Source organism: Pseudarthrobacter sp. C1 (genome assembly GCF_034720455.1).
Classification (GTDB): Bacteria; Actinomycetota; Actinomycetes; order Actinomycetales; family Micrococcaceae; genus Arthrobacter.
Window position 1 is genome coordinate 121655 of the sequence record NZ_JAYESK010000006.1, and the last position, 12119, is coordinate 133773.

Genomic DNA, 12119 nt, shown 5'->3' on the forward strand with positions numbered 1-12119 from the left:
GGGCGGCCCTCCGGGGCCGCCCACACTACTTTAAAATCTGCGGCGCCGGGTCAGGGTTTCTTCCACCAGCTCCCGGGCCAGCCCTCGTCGATCGCCCAGAGCGCCAAGAGCAGGGCGTCCGCTGTCATGAGTCCCGCAATTAGGTATGCCCACCCTGTAAACCAACTCATAGCAATCTCCTGACCCGGTAAACCCCCAGCCACTCGATTGCTCATAAGTGTGGCACTTAAAACGCCAGTACGGAACGGCCTCCGTCCGCAGTCCTGAAAAGCGCTTCCAGCCTGTGGTGCGCTTCGGTTTCCAACTTGAGCCGGCGGGTCAGCTTCTCCACCTGCTGGGACATCTCCGCGCCTACCGGAAGCCTGTCCCCCGGCCAGCTCCAGACCTCCCTCGATTCCGCCAGGGCCTCAGCCAGCGCGCTGGCCGCTGCGCGCACCTTCCGCCTGTGAAAGTAGACGCGCAACAAAGCGCGGCCCTTATCCAGGCCCTTGTCCAGGGCCGCGCCGGCGGCCGAACCGACTCCCGCCTGGTCTGTGATCTTGACTTGTCCCATGGCTGCACCTTCTCCGAGCCGTTCAGCCTCCCCGGCGGGTCGTCTTTGACCCTCGTCCGGTGGAAGCTGCTGCCTGTCTTCGAGTGTCCCGCCCGCACCTCAACGTCCGGGCAAGCCGGTCCAAGGATTTCCGCAAGATCGGGCAACACCGCTTCTGTTGTAGTCTCTTGACACCACAGCCCGGCTGCTCTTCAATATTACGTATGCTGAAATAACAGTTCCATGATGCGGAAGCCGCGCGACAGCCAGTTGCCGGCGCCGGGAAGTCCGGCCTCCGCATAGCCGTCACCATGGATGCCAGCAGATTTACCCAAGGAACGAGCCAGCATGAAGCTTGCCGAATTCAACAGCGCGGACCCGGCCCGGGCCGCCCAAACCCTGAGGCCCTGCATCGACGTCAACCGATGGGTGGATGCAGTCACCGCGGGCCGCCCGTTCGCCAGCAAGGATGCCCTGCTGGCCTGGGCGTCGCAGGCTGCCAGCCCCTTCACCCCCGCCGAGGTGGAGTCCGCCATGGCGCACCATCCGCGCATCGGGGAACGTCCGACGGCGGCCACCACCGAAGCGTCCATGTCCCGTTCCGAGCAGGCCGGGGTGGATCCTGCGGACTCGGCCCTCGCGGAAGCCCTGGCCCGCGGCAACAGGGACTACGAGGAGAAGTTCGGGAGGGTCTTCCTGATCCGCGCCGCCGGCCGAACCGCCCCGCAAATCCTGCAGGCCCTGAACGAACGGCTCACAAACTCCCATGCTGAAGAAGACACCATCGTGGCCCAGCAGCTGCGCGAAATCGCCGTACTCCGGCTTGAAGGACTGATCACCGAATGAGCGTCTCCCACATCACTACGCACATCCTGGACACGGGTGCCGGACGCCCGGCGGCGGGAGTCGCCGTCGTCCTTTACCGGAACGACGGCGGCACCTGGCGCCACGTGGCAGATTCCATCACCGACGCCGACGGCCGCGCCAAGGACCTCGGTCCGGAGCGCCTGGAGGCCGGGCACTACAAGCTCAACTTCGCCACCGGCGACTACTACGCGGGCCTGCAGACTGCCACGTTCTTCCCTGAAGTGGACCTGGTGTTCGAGGTGACCGGCCCGGAGCACTACCACGTCCCGCTCCTCCTGAGCCCGTTCGCCTACTCCACCTACCGCGGCAGCTGAAGCCCTCGAAAAATGTAGGCTTGATGCATGCCTACTGAACAACCCCCTGCCGAGCGGCGCGAAGTTACCGTCCGCCGCGCGCCCAAGTATGTGCCGTTCCTCATCCTCGGCGCACTGGTGGGCATCGCGGCGGCAGCGGTGGCGGCGTATGCAGTTCCTGAGAACCCCAGCTTCGACGCCGGCGCCGTCTTTGGGTTCTTCATGGTGCTGTTCGCGGGCGGCGGCGCCATCCTCGGGGCCGTGCTGGCGCTGATCCTGGACCGCCGCAGTGTCAGGCGGCAGCAGCGGGCCGTGGTGGAAGCCGTGCCGGACTCCGAGCCGGACACGGATCCCCAGCCGTAGGCCCGCTGCAGCCGGCCCGGGTCACAAACGGGCGGCCGGAAAAGTCCTACCCCATGTCGTGAGATAATCGACCAGTGGCACGCGGCGATGGAAAACTTTCCCATGATCTTCTCCCTGGCGAAAAAGGCCCGCAGGACGCTTGTGGCGTCTTCGGAGTCTGGGCACCAGGTGAAGAAGTAGCAAAACTTACCTATTACGGGCTGTATGCACTGCAGCACCGCGGTCAGGAGTCGGCTGGTATTGCCACCAGCGACGGCAAGCGGATCAACGTCTACAAGGACATGGGACTCGTCTCCCAGGTCTTCGACGAGACCACGCTGAACACCCTGACCGGGCACCTGGCGGTGGGACACTGCCGCTACTCCACCACCGGCGCAAGCCACTGGGCCAACGCGCAGCCCACCCTCGGCGCCACCAGCACCGGCACCGTCGCCCTGGCACACAACGGCAACCTGACCAACACCGCCGAGCTCAACGCCATGATCCAGGAACGGAACGGCGGCCAGCTCACCGGCGAAATGAAGCAGGGCAACACCTCTGACACTGCCCTGGTCACCGCCCTGCTGGAAGGCGAGCCGGGCAAGAGCCTCGAGGAAACCGCCACTGAGCTGCTGCCCAAGATCAAGGGCGGCTTCTGTTTCGTGTTCATGGACGAAGGCACCCTCTACGCGGCGCGCGACACCTACGGCATCCGCCCGCTGGTGCTGGGCCGCCTGGAGCGCGGCTGGGTGGTGGCGTCCGAGCAGTCCGCCCTCGCCACCGTGGGCGCCAGCTTCATCCGCGAGATCGAGCCCGGCGAGTTCATCGCCATTGACGAGCAGGGCGTGCGTTCCCAGCGTTTCGCGGAGCCGACGCCGGCCGGTTGCGTTTTCGAGTACGTCTACCTGGCGCGTCCGGACGCCGCCATTGCCGGCCGCTCCGTCTATGAATCCCGCGTGGAGATGGGCCGCCAGCTGGCCCGCGAGAACACGCAGGTGGCGGACATCGTCATCCCGGTCCCCGAGTCCGGCACGCCGGCCGCCGTGGGCTACGCCGAGGAATCCGGCATTCCCTTTGCACACGGCTTCGTCAAGAACTCCTACGTGGGCCGTACGTTCATCCAGCCGTCGCAGACCCTCCGCCAGCTGGGCATCCGGCTCAAGCTCAACGCCCTCGAGTCCGTGATCCGCGGCAAGCGCGTTGTGGTGGTGGACGATTCCATCGTCCGCGGCAACACCCAGCGGGCCATCGTCCGCATGCTCCGCGAGGCCGGGGCAGCCGCGGTCCACGTCAAGATTTCCTCCCCGCCCGTGCAGTGGCCGTGCTTCTACGGCATCGACTTCGCCTCCCGGGCCGAGCTGATTGCCAACGGCGCCACCATCGACGAGATCTCGCAGGCCATCGGGGCGGACTCGCTGGCCTACATCTCCGAAGACGGGATGATCGGCGCCACCCGGCAGCCGCGGGAGCGGCTCTGCACTGCCTGCTTCACCGGCAAGTACCCCATCGAACTTCCGGGTGCGGACAAGCTGGGCAAGAACCTGCTGGAGCGGACGGACCTCGGCGGGCTCAAGCCCTCGCCGTCGGCCCTTCCGGGCGCAACAGCGGCCCTCTCTGTTGATTCCCAGGAAGATCCCGCGGAGAAGTCCGGCGCCACCGGTTGCGATCCCGGACCGGACTCCGAGTTTGAAAACCTGCTCACCGACGCCGACCTCGTGCCGGAGATTCATCACGCGGTCACCACCCCCGACGCTGACAAGAAAGAGTCCGTATGACTTCCGCTGCCCCCGCCCCTGGCAACACCCCCGCTAACGCAGCCGGCATCACCTACGCCTCCGCCGGCGTTGACGTTGAAGCCGGGGACCGCGCCGTCGAGCTGATGAAGGACGCCGTCAAGGCCACCCACAACTCCTCGGTGATCGGCGGGGTGGGCGGTTTCGCCGGACTCTACGACGTCTCCAGGCTCCTGACTTTCAAGAAGCCGCTGCTGGCCACGTCCACCGACGGCGTGGGCACCAAGGTGGCCATCGCCCAGGCCATGGACATCCACGACACCATCGGGTTCGACCTCGTCGGCATGGTGGTGGACGACATCGTCGTGGTTGGCGCTGAGCCGCTGTACATGACCGACTACATCGCCTGCGGCAAAGTGGTACCGGAGCGCATCGCCGACATTGTCCGCGGCATCGCAGCAGCCTGCTCGGTCGCTGGCACGGCACTGGTGGGCGGCGAAACCGCCGAACACCCCGGCCTGCTGGGCGAGCACGAGTACGACGTCGCAGGCGCGGCCACCGGCGTGGTTGAAGCCGACCAACTCCTGGGGCCGGACCGCGTGCGCGCCGGTGACGTGGTAATCGGCATGGCCTCCTCCGGCCTGCACTCCAACGGTTATTCCCTGGTCCGCCGCGTGATCAACCACGCCGACTGGGCACTGGACCGCCAGGTCTCCGAACTGGGCCGCACCCTTGGCGAGGAACTCCTTGAGCCCACCCGCGTCTACGCCGCGGACTGCCTGGACCTGGCCCGCGCCTTCCCCGTCACCGGCACGGCCGCCGTGCACGGCTTCAGCCACGTCACCGGCGGCGGCCTCGCCGCCAACCTGGCCCGCGTGCTCCCCCAGGGCCTCGTGGCCACCGTGGACCGCAGCACCTGGGAACTGCCCGCCATCTTCAAGCTGGTGTCCGAACTGGGCAACGTGCCGCTGGCGGACCTGGAACGCACCCTGAACCTGGGTGTGGGCATGGTGGCCATCGTGTCCCCCGAAGCCGCGGACGATGCAGTGACCCGCCTCAACGACCGCGGCCTGCCGTCCTGGGTCATGGGCACCGTCACCGAGGATTCGGACGCAATCCTCAAGTCCGGTCCGGACTACGTGCAGGGCGCCAAGGGCGTGGACGGCGGCGCGGTTCGCTTGGTCAACGCCTACGCCTAATAACCCCATCGAGTGCTCCGTACCGGCCCTTTTGACCCGTCAAAACGGCAGGTACGGAGCACTCGATTGCTTTAACCAGCGCCGGGAAAGGCCGCAGGAACCGGAAATCTGAAGTAAAACACTCACTTCCCTTGACTGCTAAGCATACTTAGCTTTAGGCTTGTAAGTGGAAGTGCAGCACAGAAAGGTCAACGCGGGGTTTTCCGAGAGCGTCATGCCCGCCCCGCACGAGTCCGGCGACAATTGTCCGCTCGGTTTGACCGCCTTCCCCCGCCGATCCGGCGGATACCAAAAGAAGCAACCACAAAGACGTCCGGTACCTGCGCCGTGCAGCAGCACGGCATCAGGCAGTCCACACGCCCAATTGCGGACTGCCCGACAGGGGCACCAGGGCAGTTATCAAGGGAGCGAAAATCATGTCAGTTCTGAAAAAAGCCACCGCCGCAGCCGCTGGAAGCCTGTTTTTGCTGGGCGCCGTTGCCGGACCTTCGCAGGCAGCGGACAACAACACGTTGAATGACGGCCTTGTAAACGTCACGGTCGGTGACATCACCGTAGAAGATGCCGTTGACATCAACGTGGCAGCCAGTGTCGCAGCAAACCTTTGCGACGTCGCCGATATCGGATCGGTAGCAGTTCTTGGCGAAGCAGTAGACGCCACCGGCACCGAGCAGACGGTCTGCGATAGCGCCACCGGACCGGTCCGCATCGTCAATAACTAACAGCGCAGCGATGACTAGCAGCGCAGCGACCGGATAAGAGGGCAAGCCTCAGCGCCTTCAGCGCACCGTCCTCTTCCGGGTTTTCACTCGAGGAGCCCCAGCCATCGGCTGGGGCTCCTTTTGTGTGCCCAGCCAGTCCCCGAACTACTCACATGACGTTAAATGCGAATGATTCTTGATAGCATGTGGCTTAACCCTTTGAAAGTCCTGCCATGAAATGACCATACATGCCTGCACCAGCCCTGTCCGTGACAGATCTTGCCCTCTCGCTCGGCACGCGGAGATTGGTGCATCCCCTGACCTTTTCAGTAGAGACCGGTGAATGCGTCGCCCTGCTGGGAGCCTCGGGATCGGGCAAGTCCCTCACGGCATCGGCGCTGGCCGGCTTGCTTCCGGACGGGATCACCGCCACCGGGACGATCACTTTTGCGCCGGGGACGCCAGGGCCAACCAGGGCAGCCTTCATCAGCCAGGACCCGGCGACGGCCCTCAACCCCCTCGTTCCGGTCGGCAGGCAGCTCGCCATTCCGCTGCTCGCCGCAGGGTCCAGCCGGGCAGAAGCAAGGACGGAAGCGGCCCGCCTGTTGTCACAGGCAGGCATAGGGGAACCCGCCCGGATCCTTCCGTGCTATACCGGCCAGCTCTCCGGCGGACAACTGCAGCGCGTCTGCATCGCCCTCGCCCTGGCCTGCGGCAGTCCCGTCCTGGTGGCGGACGAACCCACCACCGCCCTCGACGCCGTCACGCAACTGAAAGTACTTGAAACCCTTCGCGGCTGGGGAGCCGACGGCCGCAGCCTGCTCTTCATTACCCACGACCTCACCGCGGCCGCCGCGCTCTGCACGCGCGCCATCGTGATGGAAGCCGGCCGCATCGTGGAGCAGGCACCCATGTCCGAGTTGCTCCAAGACCCGCAACACCCCTACACGCGCCGCCTGGTAACGGCGGCCGCAGCATGATGGGGCCGCTCACTGCCGACAACATTTCCTTCACCTACCCCAGGCCCGGCTTCCGCAAGAAAAGGCCGGCAGGGACACTCCACAACATCAGCCTGCACCTTTCACCGGGCACCAGCACGGCCCTGGTGGGGAGCTCCGGTTCCGGGAAATCCACCCTGGTGCGGATCCTGCTGGCCCTGGCAAAGCCCGACGCCGGCACGGTCACCCTCGGTGCCCGTGCGGTAAGGCCCGGACCTGTCCGGTCCCTGCGCTGGTACCGGCAGACGGTGCAGTACATCCCGCAGAACCCGGCCGGTAGCCTCGACCCCCGGATGTCTGTTGCGCAGCTGCTGCGGGAACCACTAAGGCAGCTAAGGGTGGAAGGGAACCACCGGAGCCTCGTGGCCGACGCACTGGAACGGGTCGAGCTGCCTGCCGGCCTGATGGAGAGCCGCCCCGGCGAGTTGTCCGGCGGCCAGAACCAGAGGGTGGCCATTGCCCGGGCCATGGCAGTGCGGCCGGCCTACCTGCTGGCCGATGAACCCGTCAGCGGCCTGGATCTCCCCCTGCGGGATAACGTCCTGTCGCTGTTGGGCCGGCTGGTCCGCGAGGAAGGCCTGGGCCTGCTCCTGGTCACCCATGACCTCGGCACTGCTGCCAGGTTGTGCGCCACCACCGCCGTCCTTTCGCAGGGCCGCATCGTGGAGCACGCTCCCACGCACCAGGTGCTGGAAAACCCAGGCAGCCCCGAAGCCGCTGCACTGGTGCGCGCTTCATCAGCCCTGCAGTTCCCCTGCCATGCCCCGGCCGGTGTCCTGTGACGGCACTTGGGACTGCGGTGCCGACGGACACAGCGCCTCGCCCGTCCCCCGGCCTGCTCCTGGCAAGCCAGCTTGTTTTCAATATCGGCTTCTACGCCGTGGTGCCGTTCCTGGCCCTGGTTTTGACCCGGGACTTCGGCATGACCGCCACGGCCGTGGGAGTGGTCCTCGGCGCCAGGGTCTTCTGCCAGCAGGGGCTTTTCCTGGTGGGCGGAATGGTCATGGACAGGTGGGGCCCGCGGCGGGCCATGGTGGCGGGCTGCCTCGTGCGCATTTCCGGCTACCTCACCCTGGCCATGGCCGGCAGCTTTGCGCTGTTCCTCCTGGGGGCAGTCCTCACCGGGATGGGCGGCGCGCTGTTCTCGCCGGCGCTGGAGTCCCTGCTGGGGAAGGCGGAAGAACGACGACGGAACACCGGCGGGAAGGCGGCGGGACTTTTTGCGCTCCTCGCCATCTGCGGAGAAATCGGAGCGGTGGCCGGGCCCCTGCTGGGGGCCCTGCTGCTGGGCATTTCCTTCAGCTGGGCAGCGCTGGCGGGGGCGGCGGTGTTTGCCGTAATGACCATGGTCCTGTGGCGCAGCATGCCCGCTGAAGATTCACGACCGGCGCCGGACATGCTCAGGGCCGCGGTCCCCCTGCGGGAAGCCGTCCCGCGCGCAGATGGAATCACCGGGATGCTGCGGGAGAGGCGCTTTGTGGCTTTCGCGGCCCTGTACAGCGTCAGCCTCCTGGCCTACAACCAGCTGTATTTCGGCCTCCCCGTCGAACTGGCCAGGACCGGGGCGGGAGCCGGCGCGCTGGCCGGCCTGTTCGCCGCCGCCTCGGTCCTGACCATTGCGCTGCAGCTGCCCATCTCCCGGTTGAGCGTCCGGATGGGTCCGGGACGCGCGCTCACCACCGGCTTCACCCTCAAGGGCCTGGCCTTCGCCGGAATGGCCCTGCTGGCCCAGTCCCCTGCCGCCGGCACACTGCAGCTCCTGCCGGCACTGCTGCTGGTGGCGGGGCTCTGCCTTGGGCACATGTGCGCCGGTCCGGTGGCCATGCCGCTGGTCCTCGACTTCGCCCGCGGCCGCCGCTCCGGCATCTATTACGGATTCCTGGCGAGCATGGGCGGGTGCGCTGTCCTGCTGGGCAACCTCGTCCTGGGGCCGCTCTACTCAGCGGCCACCCACCCGGGCGCCGCCGCCTTGCCATGGGCGGTAATGGCGGCACTCATGGTGATTCCCGCCGTCGGACTTCCCGGGCTCCTGCCACCCACACGCTCAACCCCTGGCACCTAACACGGGCCCAGCCCCGGCCAGTTCCCTCCACCACTCATCGAAACAGGTATCAACGTGCCCATAATGCGACTGGAAACCCACCTCATGACGCTTACCGCCGTCCTCCTCACGGTCAGCCTCACCGGATGCTTCGCCGGCGGCGGGCATGCAGCAGGCAGCGGAAACGGCGAGCGCCGCATCAAACTGGCGATGCTCCAGCCGCCGCGTTCGGGACTGTCGCCCCTCAGCGATGACGCCTTCAAGCTTTCACGCTGGAAGACAGCGGAGACCCTGGTGGAACTGGACAGGCTGGGCGAGGCGCAACCTGCCCTGGCAACGGAGTGGCTGCAGGCGGACCGGACCTCCTGGCGTTTTGTCCTGCGGGACAGCGTGGAGTTCCACGATGGAACCGCCATGACCCCGGTGGAAGTCGCTGCCTCGCTGACTGCCGCGGCGCAGGGCAGCCCCAAGCCCAGGATCCTGGACGGCGTGGAACTCACCGCCCGGGCGGAGGGCTCAAACGCGGTCATCATTACGACGGCAGCACCGGATCCGCTCCTGCCCCAGCGGCTCTCAAGCCCGCAACTGGCCATCCTCGCGGCCTCGGCATATAAGGACGGCGGTGTGGTCAGTCCCGTGAACGCGGGCACCGGGCCCTACCGGCTGGTTTCGGTGGAGGGCACATCCTCGGCCCGGCTGGACCGCTTCGACGCGTACTGGGGCGCGCAGGCGGAGGCCGACGGCGTGGACGTCCAGTTCGTCCCGGACGGCACCGCCCGGGCAGCAGCCCTCCGGACCGGCGACGCGGATGTTGTGGAAGCCATCCCTGTGGGCCAGGTGGCCCGGATCGAACCCGGGCTGGTGCACGAGGTGCCCATGCCGCGGACCAACACGCTGTACCTCAACACGGCGTCGGGCCCCTTCGCGGACCCGGCCGTCCGCGCCGCAGCCCGCGCCGCAATTGACGCCGGCACCATCGTGGACCGGGTCTATGAAGGGCGGGCAGACAAAGCCGCCGGGTTGCTGGGCCCGGCACTCCCGTGGGCAGCCGGGCAGCGGGAAAGCGATGAGTACGCAGCAGCCCTGGCCACCCGGGCGGCCGCCACCGCGGTCAGGGGGACCGCCATCCGGCTCGGCACCTTCACGGACCGCGCCGAGCTGCCCGAGGTCGCCGTCCAGCTTGAGCAGCAGCTGGAGGCCGCAGGATTTTCCGTGGAGCAGGATGTCCGGGAGTACCAGCACATCGAGGCTGACGCGCTGGCAGGGAAGTTCGATGCCTTCATCCTCTCGCGTGCCACAGTGCTGGATTCGGGCGACCCGGTTGCCTACCTTTACAGCGATTTCTCCTGCACCGGATCCTTCAACATCTCCCAGTTCTGCGACCCCCGGGTAGACGCAGCCCTGGCCACGGCCGCGGGCATGCCTGCCGGTCCGGACCGCCGCGCCGCCATTGCCGCCGCCGAAAGCCTCATCCTTGCCCGGGACGCCGCCATCCCGCTGCTCCACGAACGCGTCATCCAGGGTGAATCGGCACGGGTGGCCGGGGTGGAGCGGGATCCGCGGGAGCGGGCCCTGATTACCAGCCGGACCGGGATCACGGGCGGCGCGCAGTGAGGTCCGGGATGTCCGCTGCAGTCAAAGTCACCGTGTCCCGGGTCCTCGCCCTGCTTGCCCTGGTGGTGCTGATCGGGATGATGCCCTGGCTCTCGGGCCGCGGCGCCGAATACACCGTCCTGCGGGCCAGGTACGCGGACCGGGAGCCCACGCCCGAGGCACTCGCCGCAATCCGCGCCGAGCTCGGCCTGGAGCAGGGCCCGGCGGCCATGCTCCTGTCCTGGGTACAGGGGATCTTCGCCGGCGACCTGGGCACGTCCTGGATCAGCAGCACACCCGTGGGACCCGGCATCGCGGCGGCGCTGGGCGTCTCGGTGACCCTGATGGCGTTCGCCATCGCGTCCGCGGCACTCGTGGCGCTGCTGGCCTGCACGCCGGCGGTAGTGGACGGGCTGCGGGGGCGGCGCAGGCCGGCGTCGGGTGCCCTGTCCGCTGCGCTGACATCCCTGCCCGAGTTCCTGCTGGCCGCCGTGCTGCTGGTGGCGGGTGCCATCTGGCTGCGGTGGTTTCCGCCCTTCGGCTGGCAGGGCCCGGAGCATGCGGTCCTGCCCGCCCTTTCGCTCGGAATCCCGGCCGGCGGTCTGATCGGGCTGCTGGTCTCCGACGCCGTACGGGCAGCGTTTGCCGAACAGTGGGTGGCCACGTGGCGGATGGCCGGGGGCGGGCCTGCGCTGCTGGCCGCAGCGGTGCTCCGCCGGGCGCTTCCCGCCGTGCTCCCGCAGGCCGGCCTGGTCCTGGTGGGGCTGACCGGCGGTGCAGTGGCAGTGGAAAAGGTATTCGCCATTCCAGGGCTCGGCCGGGCGCTGCTGGGCGCGGCCAGCGCGCAGGACGTCCCCACCCTGCAGGCCGGCATGCTGGCACTGATGGGGTTCGCCCTGCTGGTGGGAACGCTGACGACGGCGGTGCGGCACCTGCTGATCGGGCCCGCGGTCCGCTTCGGAACGCTTCCGCTTCCCGAGCCCCCGCGGTCAGCGAACCGCCGGCATCTGGCCGCGCCGGCAGTGGCCGGCCTGGCCCTGCTCCTGGTTGCCGGGGCCGGGCTGCTGCGCGACCCCCTCGCCTCGGGGCACGCCAGGCTGGCGCCGCCCGCCTGGACACTCCCGTTCGGCGCCGACGCCAGCGGCCGGGACCTGTTGGCGCGGGTGGGGCACGGGGCCGTGGGAACGCTGGGGACAGCGCTGGCAGTGGTGCTGGCCTGCCTGGCCGTGGGAATCGCCGTCGGACTCTTTCCTCTTGCCGCCACGGGACCCCTGGAGGTAACGAACGCGGCCCCGCCCATCCTGGCCGGCCTTGTTGTTGCTGCGCTCACCGGCCCTTCGGCACACGGCGCGGCCCTCGCCGTGGCCGCCGTGAGCTGGGCGCCCCTGGCGGCGCACACTGCGGCTTTGGCCCAGGAAGCAAGGGCGCAGCCGTATGTGCGCATCCTTCCCGTCCTCGGGGTGGGCAAGGCACGCATCATGCTCCGCTACATCCTCCCGGCGGTGGCCGCCCCGCTCCTGCGCCATGCGATGCTCCGGCTGCCCGGAACGGCACTCGCGCTGGCGGCTCTCGGGTTCCTGGGGCTGGGCCCGCAGCAGCCCTCGCCGGAGTGGGGACTCATCCTGGCCGAGGGCATGGGCTATGTTGAGCGTGCCCCGTGGGCAGTCCTGGCACCCGCCTCCGCACTGGTCCTGGCGTCCGTAGTGGCAGTGGGACTGGCTGGCGGAGGGCGGCAGAAAGCCCGCCGCCTGCACCATTGAGGTGCGGGCAGCGGGCCCAATAACTGAAGTCGGCACCTTGGGACAGCAGGTTCCAAAGGG

12 protein-coding genes are annotated in these 12119 nt (G+C 68.0%); 11 read left to right on the top strand and 1 reads right to left on the bottom strand.

Annotated elements, in window-relative coordinates:
* Positions 1-226 precede the first annotated feature (226 nt).
* Positions 227-553, bottom strand: a complete 327-nt coding sequence (locus tag U7114_RS12105; RefSeq protein WP_231754849.1) for a hypothetical protein — start codon at positions 551-553, stop codon at positions 227-229.
* A gap of 327 nt (positions 554-880) precedes the next feature.
* Here U7114_RS12105 and uraD point away from each other — a divergent pair, with 327 nt between their 5' ends.
* From uraD to U7114_RS12160, 11 genes are all read left to right on the top strand, one after another.
* Positions 881-1378 carry a 2-oxo-4-hydroxy-4-carboxy-5-ureidoimidazoline decarboxylase gene (uraD, locus tag U7114_RS12110; protein WP_323057492.1) on the top strand — a complete coding sequence of 166 codons (498 nt, stop codon included), beginning with the start codon at positions 881-883 and terminating at the stop codon, positions 1376-1378.
* Positions 1375-1713: a hydroxyisourate hydrolase gene (gene uraH / locus U7114_RS12115; protein WP_321214594.1), complete on the top strand. Its 339-nt coding sequence runs from the start codon at positions 1375-1377 to the stop codon at positions 1711-1713. Before uraD ends, uraH begins: the two co-directional genes overlap by 4 nt.
* Positions 1714-1740: 27 nt before the next feature.
* Positions 1741-2055, top strand: coding sequence for a hypothetical protein (locus U7114_RS12120; protein WP_157240655.1), 315 nt, complete (start codon positions 1741-1743; stop codon positions 2053-2055).
* A 74-nt stretch (positions 2056-2129) separates the two neighbouring features.
* Entirely contained in the window at positions 2130-3809 is a 1680-nt protein-coding gene (gene purF / locus U7114_RS12125) for an amidophosphoribosyltransferase (RefSeq protein ID WP_321214596.1), read from the top strand.
* Positions 3806-4966, top strand: coding sequence for a phosphoribosylformylglycinamidine cyclo-ligase (gene purM, locus U7114_RS12130; protein WP_323057493.1), 1161 nt, complete (start codon positions 3806-3808; stop codon positions 4964-4966). Before purF ends, purM begins: the two co-directional genes overlap by 4 nt.
* A gap of 416 nt (positions 4967-5382) precedes the next feature.
* On the top strand, positions 5383-5688 hold the full coding sequence (locus tag U7114_RS12135; protein WP_321214598.1) for a hypothetical protein: 306 nt from the start codon (positions 5383-5385) through the stop codon (positions 5686-5688).
* A 227-nt stretch (positions 5689-5915) separates the two neighbouring features.
* Positions 5916-6647, top strand: coding sequence for an ABC transporter ATP-binding protein (locus U7114_RS12140; RefSeq protein ID WP_321214599.1), 732 nt, complete (start codon positions 5916-5918; stop codon positions 6645-6647).
* The gene (locus U7114_RS12145) at positions 6644-7447 is read left to right on the top strand and encodes a dipeptide/oligopeptide/nickel ABC transporter ATP-binding protein (protein ID WP_321214600.1); all 804 of its coding nucleotides are present in this window, start codon (positions 6644-6646) and stop codon (positions 7445-7447) included. Before U7114_RS12140 ends, U7114_RS12145 begins: the two co-directional genes overlap by 4 nt.
* Before the next feature lie 17 nt (positions 7448-7464).
* A complete protein-coding gene (locus U7114_RS12150; protein ID WP_321214601.1) occupies positions 7465-8727 on the top strand; it encodes an MFS transporter in 1263 nt (420 codons plus the stop codon).
* 63 nt (positions 8728-8790) lie between these two features.
* The gene (locus U7114_RS12155) at positions 8791-10320 is read left to right on the top strand and encodes an ABC transporter substrate-binding protein (RefSeq protein ID WP_157240644.1); all 1530 of its coding nucleotides are present in this window, start codon (positions 8791-8793) and stop codon (positions 10318-10320) included.
* An 8-nt stretch (positions 10321-10328) separates the two neighbouring features.
* A complete protein-coding gene (locus tag U7114_RS12160; RefSeq protein WP_321214602.1) occupies positions 10329-12059 on the top strand; it encodes an ABC transporter permease subunit in 1731 nt (576 codons plus the stop codon).
* Positions 12060-12119 lie beyond the last annotated feature (60 nt).

Excerpts from the sequence above, each read along its gene's own strand:
- U7114_RS12105 (WP_231754849.1), bottom strand. The coding sequence starts at position 553 with ATGGGACAAGTCAAGATCACAGACCAGGCGGGAGTCGGTTCGGCCGCC.
- uraD (WP_323057492.1), top strand. The coding sequence starts at position 881 with ATGAAGCTTGCCGAATTCAACAGCGCGGACCCGGCCCGGGCCGCCCAA.
- uraH (WP_321214594.1), top strand. The coding sequence starts at position 1,375 with ATGAGCGTCTCCCACATCACTACGCACATCCTGGACACGGGTGCCGGA.
- U7114_RS12120 (WP_157240655.1), top strand. The coding sequence starts at position 1,741 with ATGCCTACTGAACAACCCCCTGCCGAGCGGCGCGAAGTTACCGTCCGC.
- purM (WP_323057493.1), top strand. The coding sequence starts at position 3,806 with ATGACTTCCGCTGCCCCCGCCCCTGGCAACACCCCCGCTAACGCAGCC.
- U7114_RS12135 (WP_321214598.1), top strand. The coding sequence starts at position 5,383 with ATGTCAGTTCTGAAAAAAGCCACCGCCGCAGCCGCTGGAAGCCTGTTT.
- U7114_RS12140 (WP_321214599.1), top strand. The coding sequence starts at position 5,916 with ATGCCTGCACCAGCCCTGTCCGTGACAGATCTTGCCCTCTCGCTCGGC.
- U7114_RS12145 (WP_321214600.1), top strand. The coding sequence starts at position 6,644 with ATGATGGGGCCGCTCACTGCCGACAACATTTCCTTCACCTACCCCAGG.
- U7114_RS12155 (WP_157240644.1), top strand. The coding sequence starts at position 8,791 with ATGCGACTGGAAACCCACCTCATGACGCTTACCGCCGTCCTCCTCACG.
- U7114_RS12160 (WP_321214602.1), top strand. The coding sequence starts at position 10,329 with ATGTCCGCTGCAGTCAAAGTCACCGTGTCCCGGGTCCTCGCCCTGCTT.